Source organism: Alistipes sp. Marseille-P5061 (assembly GCF_900290115.1).
Taxonomy (GTDB): domain Bacteria; phylum Bacteroidota; class Bacteroidia; order Bacteroidales; family Rikenellaceae; genus Alistipes; species Alistipes excrementigallinarum.
Window position 1 is genome coordinate 428,069 of the sequence record NZ_LT985749.1, and the last position, 14,872, is coordinate 442,940.

General features: G+C 64.7%; 10 protein-coding genes. 6 read left to right on the top strand and 4 right to left on the bottom strand.

Annotation, left to right across the window (positions count from 1 at the left end; genetic code table 11):
- Nucleotides 1-124: 124 nt before the first annotated feature.
- Both C8267_RS05645 and C8267_RS05650 read right to left on the bottom strand, forming a co-directional pair.
- Entirely contained in the window at nt 125-781 is a 657-nt protein-coding gene (locus C8267_RS05645; RefSeq protein ID WP_087361671.1) for an HAD family hydrolase, read from the bottom strand.
- Nucleotides 778-2,217, bottom strand: a complete 1,440-nt coding sequence (locus C8267_RS05650) for a Na+/H+ antiporter NhaC family protein (RefSeq protein ID WP_106633976.1) — start codon at nt 2,215-2,217, stop codon at nt 778-780. The genes C8267_RS05645 and C8267_RS05650 overlap by 4 nt, the downstream gene beginning before the upstream one ends.
- Nucleotides 2,218-2,724: 507 nt before the next feature.
- Here C8267_RS05650 and C8267_RS05655 point away from each other — a divergent pair.
- From C8267_RS05655 to cydB, 3 genes are all read left to right on the top strand, one after another.
- Nucleotides 2,725-2,934, top strand: a complete 210-nt coding sequence (locus C8267_RS05655) for a DUF4492 domain-containing protein (protein ID WP_087361721.1) — start codon at nt 2,725-2,727, stop codon at nt 2,932-2,934.
- A gap of 15 nt (nt 2,935-2,949) precedes the next feature.
- Nucleotides 2,950-4,512 (top strand): cytochrome ubiquinol oxidase subunit I, encoded by a 1,563-nt coding sequence (locus tag C8267_RS05660; RefSeq protein WP_106633977.1) that lies wholly within the window; start codon nt 2,950-2,952, stop codon nt 4,510-4,512.
- Nucleotides 4,513-4,633: 121 nt separating this feature from the next.
- A complete protein-coding gene (gene cydB / locus C8267_RS05665; RefSeq protein WP_087361674.1) occupies nt 4,634-5,776 on the top strand; it encodes a cytochrome d ubiquinol oxidase subunit II in 1,143 nt (380 codons plus the stop codon).
- Nucleotides 5,777-6,030: 254 nt separating this feature from the next.
- Here cydB and C8267_RS05670 read toward each other — a convergent pair whose 3' ends face one another.
- Nucleotides 6,031-6,900 (bottom strand): enoyl-ACP reductase FabI, encoded by an 870-nt coding sequence (locus C8267_RS05670; protein ID WP_087361675.1) that lies wholly within the window; start codon nt 6,898-6,900, stop codon nt 6,031-6,033.
- Nucleotides 6,901-7,213: 313 nt separating this feature from the next.
- Here C8267_RS05670 and C8267_RS05675 point away from each other — a divergent pair, with 313 nt between their 5' ends.
- Nucleotides 7,214-9,577, top strand: a complete 2,364-nt coding sequence (locus C8267_RS05675; protein ID WP_106633978.1) for a GH92 family glycosyl hydrolase — start codon at nt 7,214-7,216, stop codon at nt 9,575-9,577.
- Between the two features lie 84 nt (nt 9,578-9,661).
- Here the strand turns inward: C8267_RS05675 and C8267_RS05680 are convergent, their stop codons facing one another.
- On the bottom strand, nt 9,662-10,645 hold the full coding sequence (locus C8267_RS05680; RefSeq protein ID WP_106633979.1) for a helix-turn-helix domain-containing protein: 984 nt from the start codon (nt 10,643-10,645) through the stop codon (nt 9,662-9,664).
- A gap of 164 nt (nt 10,646-10,809) precedes the next feature.
- Here C8267_RS05680 and C8267_RS05685 point away from each other — a divergent pair, with 164 nt between their 5' ends.
- Together C8267_RS05685 and C8267_RS05690 are read left to right on the top strand one after the other, a co-directional pair.
- Entirely contained in the window at nt 10,810-11,823 is a 1,014-nt protein-coding gene (locus C8267_RS05685; RefSeq protein WP_106633980.1) for an efflux RND transporter periplasmic adaptor subunit, read from the top strand.
- Entirely contained in the window at nt 11,820-14,870 is a 3,051-nt protein-coding gene (locus C8267_RS05690) for an efflux RND transporter permease subunit (protein WP_106633981.1), read from the top strand. The genes C8267_RS05685 and C8267_RS05690 overlap by 4 nt, the downstream gene beginning before the upstream one ends.
- The last annotated feature ends 2 nt before the right edge of the window (nt 14,871-14,872 follow it).

Here is a 14,872-nt window from a genome sequence, read left to right on the forward strand (position 1 = left end):
CGTTCCGAAGGCGGGAGCGGCGGAAAGCGGACACGGAAAGCGGCCATGGAATAAAAGAGGCGGCGGGAGAGAGGGTTTCGGCACCTCTCCCCCGCCGCTTGTCAAAGGCGGAACGGCCGGTCGGCTATGCGTCGAGCAGCGCGAGCAGCTCCTCCGGACGGTCGATGATGCGCCAGGGGTTGCAGGCCTCCAGCTCGGCACGTCCGCGGAAGCCCCACGTCACCCCCACCGAACGGAGGCGGGCCGCAGCGGCGGTCTGCATGTCGACGGCCGAGTCGCCGACGTAGAGCACCCGCTCGCGGGCGACGCCCGTTGCCGCGAGAATCTCATCGACCACCGCCGGGTCGGGCTTCAGCGGCACGTCGGGGCGCTGTCCGAAGACGGGCGCGAAGGGGTGCTCGGGGAAGAAGAGGCGGATGAGCTTCTCGGTCCCCTCCTGGAACTTGTTCGAGGCGACGGCCATCCGGATGCCCCGGCGCGTCAGCTCGGCCACCACGGCGGGGATGCCGTCGTAGGGCTTGGTGTAGGTGTCGATGTGCTCCGTGTAGTAGCGCACGAAGTCGGCGCGGGCGAGCGCCACGTTCTCGGGCGTGCGCAGCTCTTCGGGCAGGGCGCGCTCCACCAGACGCAGGATGCCGTTGCCCACGAAGTGGCAGTACTCCTCGTAGGAGTGCTGCGGCAGCCCGCGCAGGGCCAGCATGGCATTGCAGCTGACGGCCAGGTCGCCGATTGTGTTGAGCAGCGTGCCGTCAAGGTCGAAAATCACCAGTTCGGTCTTCATTTCACGTGTTTGATTTTCCACCCCAGGGCCGCCACCAGGAGCGACATGAGGGGTGATGCGATGTTGAATATGCAATAGGGCAGATAGGCGAAGGTCGAGACGCCCAGCACGGTGGCCTGCGTCATGCCGCACGAGTTCCACGGCACGAGCACCGAGCAGACCGTCGCCGAGTCCTCCACCGAGCGGCTCAGCAACCGCTCCTCGAGCCCCCGTTCGGCGTAGAGGTCGCGGAAGAGGCGCCCCGAGAGGATAATCGAGATGTACTGGTCGGCCGTGCAGAGGTTGAAGAAGAGCCCCGCGCCGACGGTCGAGGCGACGGCCGAGAAGGAGCGCCGCACCACGCGCAGGAAGAGCTGCGTCAGCGAGCGCAGCATGCCGCTGCCGGTCATCACGCCGCCGAAGCACATGGCGCAGATAATCAGCCACACGGTGTTGAGCATGCCGGCCATGCCGCGCGTGGCCACCAGCGCGTTGAGCTGCGCGTTGCCCGTGTCGATGGCCGTCGGACCGAAGCAGGTCATCAGCACCCCCTTGAAGCCCGAGAGGAAGTCCAGCGAGCCGACACCCGCCACCGAGGCCACCAGTCCGCGCTGTGTGAGCAGCATCGCCACGCAGGCGAAGACCACCGAGGCGAAGAGCGTCACGATGGCCGGCAGCTTGCGGACGATGAGCAGCCCCGTTGCCAGCGGCACCAGCAGCAGCCAGGGCGTGATGCGGAACGTCGAGCGGAGCGTCTCCGAATAGAGCTCGGCGTGGGTCGCGTCGCCGTGCGTGAGGGTCAGCCCTGCCACCGTGAAGACCGCAAGCGCCACGACGAACGAGGGCATGGTCGTATAGAGCATGTAGCGGATGTGGGTGAAAATCGGCACGCCGACCGTCGACGAGGCGAGCACCGTGGTGTCGGAGAGCAGCGAAATCTTGTCGCCGAAGTAGGCGCCCGAGATGATGGCGCCGGCCACCCATCCGTCGGGGAAGCCCATCGCCCGGCCGATGCCCATCAGCGCCACGCCGATGGTGGCAATCGTGGTCCACGAGCTGCCGGTCATCAGCGAGACGCCCGCGCAGATGAGGCACGAGGCGACCAGGAAGAACGACGGGTGGAGAATCTCCAGACCGTAATATATAAGGGTGGGGACCACGCCGCTGACCATCCACGTGCCGGCAATCGCACCGATGAGCAGCAGGATGATGATGGCCGAGGCCGAAGCCCGGATGTTGTCGATGATGGCCTCCTCGAGCACGCTCCAGCGGCAGCGGTAGACCCCGATGGAGAGCATCACGCAGACCGACGTGGCCGAGAGCAGGGCAATCTGGCTGCCGCCGTTGATGGAGTCGCCGCCGAAGCAGCGGATGACCACGTAGAGCAGCACGGCGAGCACCGCAAGCGGCAGCGCCGAGAGCCAGGCCGAGGGCATTTTGGGGGTGGAATCGTTCATTTCGTCTCTTTCTCGTTAACCTGATTGAATCTCTGTAACCTTTAACCGGGCACAAAAGTAGTAAAAAAGCGGCAAAAGTCGGCGCATCGGCCCCGTCGAAGTCCCCCGTGCGTGCAGCCGCCCGGGGGCTTCCCCTTACCGGGACGGACAACCGGAGCGGACGACCGGGACAGATGACCGGGGCAGATGCCGGGGCGGACGACCGGGACGAACAACCGGAACAGATGACCGGAACGGACAACCGGGGCGGATGCCGGGGCGCCGCCGGCGGCACCGAAATTTTTTACCGCCCCTCCGCCCCGCCCCGCGCAAGGTGCACAAGCGGCCGCAGCGGGCCTCTGCGGCCGTTTCCGGGGCCGGAGGCACCGGCTGCCGAGGGTGTCGGTTCGCCCCGTCGGCGCGATTTTTTCGGCCGGATGCTTCCGTATTTCGTTTTTTCTGCTTAGTTTTGGAAAACAAACCTCCGGACAGCGCCCCGTGCGGACGCCCCGGGAACGCTGCAAAACAATGGTCGCCACGCTCCGCAAAATATTCCGCTTCTACTACGACGGATTCCGCGCCATGACGCTCGGACGCACCCTCTGGGCCATCATCCTCATCAAGCTCTTCATCATGTTCGCCATCCTGAAGGTCTTCTTCTTTCCCGACCTGCTGGCCGGCAAGAGCCCCGAGGAGCGCAGCAGCTACGTACTCGAACAACTCACACCCGAAAACTGAAACACTCTGCACACCATGTCGGACATTCTGCAAACAGTCGATTGGTCGCGCGCGCAATTCGCCCTGACGGCCATCTACCACTGGCTCTTCGTTCCGCTCACGCTCGGACTCGGCGTCATCATCGCCATCATGGAGAGCATCTACTACCGTACCGGCGACGACTTCTGGAAACGGACGACCCGTTTCTGGATGCGTCTGTTCGGCGTCAACTTCGCCATCGGCGTGGCCACGGGACTCATCCTCGAGTTCGAGTTCGGCACCAACTGGTCGAACTACTCCCACTTCGTGGGCGACATCTTCGGCGCCCCGCTGGCCATCGAGGGCATCATGGCCTTCTTCCTCGAGAGCACCTTCATCGCCGTGATGTACTTCGGCTGGGGGAAGGTCAGCCGCGGATTCCACCTCACGGCCACGTGGCTCACGGCCATCGGCGCCAACCTCTCGGCGTGGTGGATTCTGGTGGCCAACTCGTGGATGCAGTACCCCACGGGCTGCACCTTCAACCCCGAGACCGTGCGCAACGAGATGACCTCGTTCTGGGAGGTCGCCTTCTCGCCCGTGGCGGTCAACAAGTTCTCGCACACGGTCACCTCCTCTTTCACGCTGGCGGCCCTCTTCGTGGTGGGCGTAAGCGCCTGGTACCTGCTCAAGCGGCGTGAACGCCAGATGGCAACCCGGAGCATCGCCGTCGCCTCGCTCTTCGGCCTCGTCGCCTCGCTGGTGACCGCCTACTCGGGCGACCGCTCGGGCGCCATCGTCGCACGGCTGCAGCCGATGAAACTGGCCGCCATGGAGGCGCTCTACGACGGATGCGAGGGGGCCCCGCTGACGGCCGTCGGCATCCTGCGCCCCGAATCGCAGCGCACGTCGGACGACGATGCCTTCTACTTCAAGGTCGACATCCCGAAGATGCTCTCCATCATGAGCTTCCGCGATGCCGAGGCCTACGTGGCGGGCATCAACGACCTGCTCCGGGGCAATCCCGAGCAGGGAATCCTCCCGGCCGAGGAGAAAATCGCCCGCGGACGGGTGGCCATCGACGAACTGGCCCGCTTCCGCGACGCCCGCCAGAGCGGCGACCAGGAGACCGTGGACCAAATCACCCGCAAGTTCGACCCCTCGACGCCCGAGGGCCGCGAGTTCCTCGGCGAATACTTCGCCTACTTCGGCTACGGCTACCTCCAGTCGCCCGAGCAGCTCGTGCCCAACATTCCGCTGCTCTTCTACTCGTTCCGCGTGATGGTGGGCGCCGGATGCCTCTTCATCCTGATGCTGGCCCTCGTGTGGTGGTACAACCGCCGCGACAAGCTGGCCGAGAAGCGCTGGCTGCTCCGTCTGGCAATTCTCTGCATACCGCTCGCCTACCTCGCCTCGCAGGCCGGCTGGGTGGTTGCCGAGGTGGGACGCCAGCCCTGGGTCATCCAGGACCTGATGCCCGTGGGCGTCGGCGTATCGAAGCTCCCGGGAGAGTCGGTGGCCACCACCTTCTTCATCTTCCTGGCGCTCTTCACGGCGCTGCTCATCGCCGAGCTGAGCATCCTCTTCCGTCAAATCAAGGAGGGACCCGGCAAGGAGTAACCCTCCGCACACCCGCCCGACAGGCGCAGCGGCCGGACAACCACGCCTGCACGCTGCACCCCGGAGGGCGGAACCGAACAAACCAAACAACGACCCCGAAACATGTCATAAGGACAACACTATGGACACGCTGACCTTTCTGCAACACTACTGGTGGTTTATCATCTCCCTGCTGGGCGCCCTGCTGGTCTTCCTGCTCTTCGTGCAGGGCGGACAGGCGCTGCTCTACCGCCTCGGCCGCACCGAGGAGGAGCGCACGCTGCTGGTCAATACACTCGGACGCAAGTGGGAGTTCACCTTCACGACGCTCGTCACCTTCGGCGGCGCCTTCTTCGCCTCCTTCCCGCTCTTCTACTCCACGTCGTTCGGCGGAGCGACCTACGTATGGATGGCCATCCTGCTCGTCTTCGTCATCCAGGCCGTAGCCTACGAGTACCGCCGCAAGCCGGGCAACGTCTTCGGCGAGCGGACCTTCGAGGCCTTCCTGGTCATCAACGGCATCGCCGGCCCCTTCCTGCTGGGCGCCGCCGTCGGCACCCTCTTCACGGGAGCCGACTTCACGGTCGACCGCTTCAACATGGCCAATGCAAGCGGCGATGCCATCATCTCGCAGTGGGCCACCCCCTGGCACGGCCTCGAGGCGCTGGGCGACCACCGCAACATCCTGCTGGGTGTGGCCGTCGTCTTCCTCGCCGGCACGCTCGCCTGCCAGTACCTGCTCAATGCCGTCGGCGAGCAGCGCATCACCGAGCGGGCGCGCCGCATGATGCGGCCGCTGTCGCTGCTCTTCCTGGCGGCATTCCTCTCCTTCCTCGGGGCGCTGCTCGTCTCGACGGGCTGGAGCTACGATGCGTCGGGAGTCGTTGCGGCGGAGCCCTACAAGTACCTGCACAACCTCCTGCAGATGCCGCTGGTCAGCGTCGTGATGCTCATCGGCGTGGTGCTCGTGCTGGCAAGCATCCTGCTCGGCTGGCGCGGCTCGCGCAAGGCCATCTGGCTGGGAGGTAGCGGCACGGTGCTCACCGTGCTGGCGCTGCTGCTCTGCGCCGGGTGGAACAACACGGCCTACTACCCCTCGCTGGTCGACATGCAGTCGTCGCTGACGATTGCCAACTCGTCGTCGAGCGAGTTCACGCTGCGCGTGATGGCCTACGTCTCGCTGCTCATCCCCTTCGTGCTGGCCTACATCTGGTACGCATGGCGTTCGCTGAACCGGCGTCCGGTCACCAGCGAGGAGCTGCGCGACGAGGAGCACTCCTACTGATACGTCTGGATACGTCGCCCCGAGAGGCGGCCATCTCCTCCCTTCGGCGGGCCCTTGCGGGTCCGCCGTTTTTTTGCGGCGCAGGTTGCTGCACGGAGGCGGACAGAGCGCAGACACAGAACGGACACGGAGCGGGTACAGGCGCGCCGCAGCACGGGTGCGGCACGGGGAGGAGAGACACGCACAAAAAAAGCCGGAATCCCGAACAGGGGATTCCGGCCTTTTTCATCCTCCGGCGGAGGTCCTCAGAAGGGCTACTCCTCCTTGTGACCGAAGGGGTACTGGTTGTCGTGCACGTCGTCGAAACGCATGCCCTTTTCGTAGGTCTTCATCGCACGGCGGCTCATACCCATCGACGAGAAACCGCCGTCGTGGTAGAGGTTCTGCATCGTCACCTTGCGCGTGAGGTCCGAGAAGAGCGTCAGCACGTAGTTGGCGCAATCCTCCGCCGTGGCGTTGCCCAGCGGCGACATGCTCTCGGCAAACGACATCAGGTCGCCCAGACCCAGCACGCCGCTGCCGGCCGTGGTCTGCGTGGGCGACTGCGAGACGGTGTTGATGCGCACGTGCTTCTCACGGCCGTAGATGTAGCCGAAGCTGCGGGCAATCGACTCGAGCAGCGCCTTGGCGTCGGCCATGTCGTTGTAGCCGTAGAGCGTACGCTGCGCAGCGATGTAGGAGAGGGCCACAATCGAACCCCACTCGTTGATGGCGTCCTTCTTGCGGGCCACCTGGATGGCCTTGTGGAACGAGATGGCCGAGATGTCGAGCGTCTTGGCCAGATAGTCGTAGTCCAGGTCGTCGTACGTGCGTCCCTTGCGGACGTTGGGCGACATGCCGATGGAATGGAGCATGAAGTCGAACTTGCCGCCGAAGTGCTCCATGGTCTTGTCGATGAGATTCTCCAGGTCGGCCACGCTCGTCGCGTCGGCGGGAACCACAATCGTATTGCATTTCTCGGCCAGCTTGCCGATAGTACCCATGCGAATCGATACGGCAGTATTCGTAAGAACGATTTCGGCGCCCTCCTCCACGGCGCGTTCAGCCACTTTCCAAGCAATCGACTGCTCGTTGAGCGCGCCGAAAATCAAGCCTTTCTTACCTTTGAGTAATTGATATGCCATTGTTGTTTCGGTTAAGATTTCGGGGGCAAAGGTAACAAAATTTTCCGAACTCCTCCAAAATGAACACTTTTAGGGGCTTCGGGGAGAGCGAACCGCGGCCGCAGAGGCGCTGAAGGGGCTCAGCGAGGCTGAAACGGAGGGCGGATTTTTCCGTGCCGGAATATTTTCGTACCTTTACGCCCCGGCCGGCCGAACGGTCCGTCCGCAGGGGGCACACGCAGGGCCGGAGGGCCTCCCGTTCGGAGGATGCGGAGCGTCGCCGGCCGCCCCCGAAACAAGCCGAAACAAAAACCAAAAAACGAACGAATACCCCATGAAAAGACTGCTGCTCCTTGCCGCGCTCGCGCTGACGGCGGCATCGTGCGGAGGGGAGAAACCCCGACCTGCCGACTACGTGAACCCCAACCTGGGTTCGGTCCACAGCCGCTGGTTCTTCTACACGCCGGCGGCCGAGCCCTTCGGACTGGCCAAGCTCGGCCCCACGACCAACGGCTCCTACACCAGCCCCAGCGGCTGGGAGGCCAACGGATACGAAGACATCCACACCTCTATTGAGGGCTTCCCCTGCCTGCACGAGTTCCAGGTGGCCGGCGTGCTGCTGATGCCCACCGTGGGCGAAATCCAAACTCTGCCGGGCACGCTCGAGCAGCCCGACAGCGGCTACCGCTCGCGCTTCGACAAGGCCGACGAGCTGGCCCGCCCGGGCTACTACCGCGTCCGGCTGAAGGATTACGGCGTGGAGGCCGAGCTGACGGCCACCACGCGCGTGGGCTTCCAGCGCTACACCTTCCCCGAGTCGGAGGCGTCGAACATCCTCTTCGACATCGGCAGCTGGCTGGGCGAGAGCGGCCCGGTGCGCGACGCCTGGCTGCGGATTGTCGACCCGCAGACGGTCGAGGGATACACCATCGCCGAGCCCACCTATGCCCAGAAATACCAGCCCGGCGCCACCATCGGCACCTACTTCCACGCCCGGCTGAGCAAGCCGGCCGCCTCGTGGAAGACCTTCTTCCGGGGCGGTGAGCCCGTCGAGGGCGACGAGGTGCGCGGTCCCGGCGCGGGAGCGGCCCTCACCTTCCAAACCGGCGAGGGCGAACGCATCGAGGTGAAGGTCGGCCTCTCGTACACCTCCGTCGAGAATGCCCGCCTCAACCTCGAGAGCGAGGCCTCGACGCTCGACTTCGACGGCGCGCGCCACTCGGCCGAAGCCAAGTGGGACGAATACCTGGGCCGCATCGAGGTCGAGGGTGGTAGCGAGGAGGACCGCGTGAAGTTCTACACGGGGCTCTACCACGCGCTGCTGGGCCGCGGCTGCGCCAGCGACGTGAACGGCGCCTATCCGCGCAACGACGGCACGGTGGGTCAGATTCCGCTGGACGCCGAGGGGCGCCCGCTCCACAAGCTCTACAACACCGACGCCGTATGGGGCGCCTACTGGAACCTCGAACAGCTCTGGGCGCTCGCCTACCCCGAATACTACAGCGACTACATCCGCAGCCACCTGCGCGTCTACGAAGATGCCGGCTGGCTGGGCGACGGTCTGGCCTGCAGCAAGTATGTCTCGGGCGTGGGGACCAACATGGTGAGCATCCTCATGGCCGGAGCCTACCAGTGCGGCATCCGCGACTTCGACATCGAGAAGGGCTACGAGGCGGCGCTGAAGAACGAACTGCAGTGGGAGGGCCGCGTCGAAGGGGCCGGCAAGACCGACGTGGGTGCCTTCGTCCGCCGGGGCTACTCGCCCTACGTGCCGAGCAACAACGGCATCAACGACGAACTGCAGCTCGACGGCTCGCCCTTCGGCGCCTCGCACACGCTCGAATACAGCTTCAGCGCCTACGCCGTGGCACAGTGGGCCAAGGCGCTCGGCCGCGAGGAGGACTACCGCAAGCTGATGTGGCTCTCGCGCGGATGGGAGCGGCTCTACGACCCCTCGACGGGGCTGATTCGCCCCCGCACGACCGACGGCGAGTTCATCGACAACTTCAACCCGCTCGAATCGTGGCGCGGCTTCCAGGAGGGCAACGCCGTGCAGTACACCTTCTTCGTGCCGCACGACCCCGAGGGGCTCATCGCCAAGGTGGGCAGCGAAGCCTTCTGCAACCGGCTCGACTCGATTTTCACCGAGGCGCGCAAGAGCGTCTTCGGCGGCGGCAAGGTGGTCAACGCCTTCTCGGGACTCGAGAGCCCCTACAACCACGGCAACCAGCCGAGCCTCCACATCTCGTGGCTCTTCAACTTCGCCGGCAAACCCTACCTCACGCAGAAGTGGACGCGTCTGATTTGCGACGAGTTCTACGGCACGACGGGCGAGCACGGCTACGGCTACGGCCAGGACGAGGACCAGGGGCAGTTAGGCGCCTGGTACGTGATGGCCGCCATGGGCCTCTTCGACGTACAGGGAGGCACCTGCACCCGCCCCACCTTCCAGCTGGGCAGCCCGCAATTCGACCGCATCGTCATCCGCAGCGGCTCGGGCAAGCGCTTCACCATCGAGACCGAGGGCAACACCCCCGAGGCCTACTACATCCAGTCGGCCGAGCTCAACGGAGAGCCGCTCGACGCATGCTGGTTCTACCGCGACCGGATGACCGACGGCGGCACGCTGCGCCTGCACATGGGCACCGAGCCCAACCCGCAGTGGGGCGCCGCAACCGCACCCGCCTGCACGAAATAGCGGGGTGCGCCGTCGGTGAGCGCACCTCATGAGAAAGCCCCGGGACAGAGGTCCCGGGGCTTTCTCGTATCCGTCTGACGCCGCTCACCGGCGGCCGCGCGGCGAACGGCGGCGTGCCGCAGTCGCAGGCGCAGGCGCGGCATCCGCCGCCCCGCCGCCCATGCGGTAGGCCGAGGGGGTCTGCCCCGTATGGTTCTTGAAGTACTTGCCGAAGAAGGACTGGTTGGAGAAATTGAGGCAGTAGGCAATCTCCTGGATGCTCATCGTCGAGTAGCGCAGCATGTTCTTCGCCTCGAGAATCACGTAGTCGTCAATCCAGTTGATGGCCGTATGGCCGGTCGTCTGGCGGATGAGCGTGGTGAGGTACTTGGGCGAGAGGCTGAGCTGCGCGGCATAGAAGCCGACGCTCCGCTCGCGCATGTAGTGCTGGCGGAGCAGCGTCATGAAGCGCTGGAAGTACTCCTCGCGGCGGCTGCGCGGCGAGTGCGACAGCTCGCGCACCTGCTCCAGATGACGCGCAATGAGGCGGCACACCTTGTAGATGAGCACCCGAATCGCCGAACGGATAATCTCCGTCGAATAGAGGTCTCCCGCCTCGGGAACCCCCTCGTCCGATATCTCGGAGATGCTGCGCGCTACGCACTCCCACTCGCCCGGCTCGAGCTGCAGCAGCGGATAGCGCTCCAGCTGGAGAAAGAGGTTCGAAAGGAGCTTGATGTCGACATCGATGCGGCGGATGAACTCCTCCTCGCAGGCCGCCACGTAAATCTCGGCGTCGGGGGTCGATTCGACGTGGAGAATCGAACCCGGGAGATGAACGAAGAAGGAGTTCTCGCCCAGCTCGTAGCGGGTCAGGTTCGAGAGGAGCGAAATCGAACCTTTGGAACAGAAGACCACGGCAAAGGCGTCGATACGCACCGGATAGCGGAAGAGGTCCATCGGAACCTCGTCCCCCGTATTCACGCGCGACGTAATCAGGCAACCATCGTAATAGAAGTCACCGGGCCGTCGCCCGCACATCTCGAGCAGCGACTCAAGCGAGAAGCTGCGGATTTCCTTTTCGTTCATTGTTATCTCCCTTTTTCCGGCAAATATAAGAATTTTGACGGTAATTTTTCGCCAAAAGGTACGAAATCGAACCTTTCGACGAATTACAACAACGCAAAGAACTTTCCGATTCGCCGGCAAAGAGGCAATTTTGCAGCAGGAAACCGAAGAAAACAGACAATACGATGAAACGAATCTACATGTTGGCCGCCCTGCTGCTTGCGACGGGGTGTGCATCGAAACAGGAGCGCCGCACCGTCGCCCCGATGCGGGTCGAGACGCTCGTCGTGGCGTCCTCGTCCGAGACGGAGAGCTCCCGCTACGTGGGCACCATCGAGGAGGAGCGCTCCGTGGCGCTGAGCTTCCCGCTTGCCGGGACGCTTGCCCGCATCGAGGTCGACGAAGGGGAATACGTCACGCGCGGCGCCGTGGTGGCCGAGCTGGACCCGACGTCGGCCCGTCAGAGCTACGCCGCCGCCGAGGCGACGTTCGAACAGGCGCGCGACGCCTGCGAACGTCTGCGGAAGCTCCACGAGGCCAACAGCCTGCCCGAAATCCAGTGGGTCGAGGCTCAGACCCGGCTGCAGCAGGCATCGTCGACCTTTGAGCTGGCCCGCAAGAATCTGGAGGACTGCACCCTCCGCGCACCCTTTGCGGGGGTGGTCGGCAAGCGGCAGGCCGAGGCGGGCGAGACCCTTCTGCCGGGTGTTCCCGTAGTGACGCTGCTGGATATCGCCTCCGTCAAGGTCCGCTTCGCCGTTCCCGAGCAGGAGATTGCCTCGCTCGACGCACGGCGGCGCATCGACGTGAGCGTTGCGGCACTCGGCGACCAGACGTTCCGGGCCGGCGCGCCGAGGCGCAGCATCGAGGCCAACCCCGCCGCCCACACCTACGAGGTGACAGCGCCGCTCGGCAACGCCGACCGCCGGCTGCTGCCCGGCATGGTCTGCCGCGTCACCACTTCGCCGGCCGATGCCGCCGAGGAGCTCGTCGTGCCGCTGCAGGCGGTCCGCGAGGCGGGCGACGGCAGCCGCTTCGTATGGAAGGTGGCCGGCGATTCGGTGCTCCGCACACCGGTCCGCACAGGCCGCTTTGCGGGCAACGCCGTGGTCATCGAGGAGGGGCTCTCGGCCGGTGACCGCATCGTGACCGAGGGGATGCAGAAGATAGGTGAAGGCAGCAAAATCGTATGGGAATGAAAGGTTCAAACAACTTCGTGGCATGGGCGATGCGCAACTTCCGCATCACCTTCCTGCTCGTCGGGTGCCTCTTCCTGTTCGGCATCTTCGGGCTTGTCCACATTCCGAAACAGGAGTTTCCGGAGTACACCATCCGCCAGGGTGTAGTCGTGGGCCTCTATCCGGGCGCCACCAGCGAAGAGGTCGAGGAGCAGCTGGCCCGCCCGCTCGAGCAGTTCCTGATGACCTACAAGGAGGTCAAGCGGGCGAAGACCACCTCCACCTCGCAGAACGGCATGTGCTACGTCATGGTCGAGCTGGAGGATGACGTCCACGACAAGGACGAGGTCTGGTCGAAAATCAAGCACGGCCTCAACACCCTCAAGGCACAACTGCCGCGGGGCGTGGTGGCGCTCGTGGCCAACGACGACTTCGGCGACACCTCGGCGCTGCTCATCACGCTCGAATCCGACACGCGCAGCTACCGCGAACTGAAGGAGTACCTCGACAAGCTGAGCGACCGGCTGCGCCGCATCGAGTCGGTCTCGAACCTCCGCCCCTACGGCCTCCAGTCGGAGCAGATATCCATCTACGTCGACCACGACCGGCTGGCCGCCTACGGCATCGGCGAGCAGGTGCTCACGGCGGCGCTCGCCTCGCAGGAGCTGACCCCCATGGGCGGCAGTGTCAGCAACCCGACGACCGAGACCCCTATCCACCTCGCCCCGACGCTGCGCAGCGAGGAGGAGATTGCCAACCAGGTCATCTGGAGCGACCCCCAGGGCAACGTGCTCCGCGTACGCGATGTGGCGCGCGTCGAGCGTGGATACGACGACCCCGACAGCTACATCCTCAACAACGGCCATCGCTGCGTGCTGCTCTCGATGGAGATGCGCGACGGATACAACATCGTGGAGTACGGGCGCGAGGTCGACCAGGTGCTCCACTCGTTCACCGAGGAGGTGCTTCCGTCGGACGTCCACGTGGCGCGCATCGCCGACCAGGCGAAGGTCGTCGGCGACTCCGTCTCGTCGTTCCTGCGCGACCTGTTCGTCGCCATGGCCATCATCATCGTGGTGATGATGTTCCTCTTCCCGTGGCGCTCGGCCGTCGTGGCGGCCATCACCATCCCCCTCTCGACCTTCATCTCCGTGGGGCTGATGTACGCCTGCGGCATCCCGCTCAACACGGTGACGCTCGCCGCGCTGATTGTCGTGCTGGGTATGATTGTCGACAACTCGATTGTGGTCATCGACGGCTACCTCGACTACCTCGGACGGGGCTATTCGCGCTGGTATTCGGCCGTCGAGAGCGCCCGCGAGTTCTTCCCCTCGCTGCTGCTGGCCACCCTCTGCATCTGCGTCATCTTCTACCCCATCCTCTTCACCATGAAGGGCATCATGGGCGACTTCATCACCTACTTCCCGTGGACGATTACCATCAACCTGATGGTATCGCTGCTGCTGGCCATGGTGGTGATTCCCTTCCTCGAGGTGCTCATCATCCCCCGTGCGCCCCGGCAAGACCCCTCGCACCGCAGCTTCACCGACCGCGTGCAGCGCTTCTACCGGCGCATTCTGGTGGGGACCTTCCGCCACGGATGGCTCACCATCTCGCTCGGCATCGCCTCGGTGGTGATTGCCCTGCTGCTCGCCACCAAGCTGCGGCTGAGGATGTTCCCCTATGCCGACCGTGACCAGTTCGCCGTGGAAATCTACCTGCGCGACGGAACCCCGCTCGAACGGACGGCCGCCGTGGCCGACTCGGTCTACGAGGCGCTCCGCGTCGACCCGCGCGTACGCTCCGTCACCTCGTTCATCGGCTGCTCGTCGCCCCGCTTCCAGATGAGCTACGCGCCGCAGATTGCCGGCAAGAACTACGCCCAGTTCATCGTCAACACCACCTCCGTCGAGGATACCGAGGCGCTGCTCGACCAGTATGCCGACACCTGGGCCGACCGCTTCCCCGACGCCTACGTCAAGTTCAAGCAGCTGGACTACCAGAACGTCCCCTCGCTCGAGTTCCGCTTCTACGGCGACGACCTCGACTCGCTGCGCACGGCCGCCGACCGGCTGATGGCCCGCATGCGGGAGATGCCCGAGCTGGTTTGGGTCCACTCCGACTACGAGGAGCCCCGCGCTGTGGTCGACGTGCGGCTCGACCCCGTCACAGCGTCGCAGCTCGGCATCACGCGCACCACGGCGGCGCTCAACCTGGCGCTCGCTTCGGGCGACGTGACCGTCGGCTCGGTCTGGGAGGGCGACTACCAACTGCCCGTCGTGCTCAAGAACGACGAACGACAGGGCGAACGCTCGCTCTCCGACGTGGAGAACACCTACATCAACTCGGCCGTCCCCTCGCTGAGCGTGCCGCTGCGCCAGATTGCCCAGGTCGAGCCCGCATGGAGCCAGAGCCGCATCGTACACCGTAACGGCATGCGCTGCATGTCGGTGGTGGCCGACGTGCGGCGCGGAGCCAATGCGCTGCAGATGCGCGCCGAGATTGACCGCACACTGCAGCAGGAAATCACCCTGCCGCAGGGGGTTACGACCGAGACGGGCGGCGAATACGAGTTCGACGCGGAGACGCTGCCCGACATCTTCTCGGGACTGGCCATCTCGCTGGTGATTATCTTCTTCTTCATCCTCATCAACTTCCGCAAGTTCGGCATCACGCTGGTGGTCATGCTCTCGATGAGTCTCTGCCTGTTCGGTGCGATGGTCGGACTCTGGCTCTCGAACTTCACCATCGGCCTGACCTCGGTGCTGGGCTTCATCACCCTGCTGGGCATGATTGTCCGCAACGTGATTCTGATGTACCAGCACGCCGAGGAGAAGCGCCTCTGCTGCCACTGGACGGGACGTCTTGCCGCCTACGACGCCGGCAAGCGCCGCATGGTGCCGATTTTCCTCACCACCGCCACCACGGCCGTGGGCGTGGTGCCGATGATGCTGGGCGGCAGCACCTTCTGGGCACCCGTCGGGGTGACGATTTTCGCCGGAGGCATCGGCTCGCTCATACTGGTGGTGACGATTCTGCCGGTTCTCTACTCCAAAATCTACAAATGACG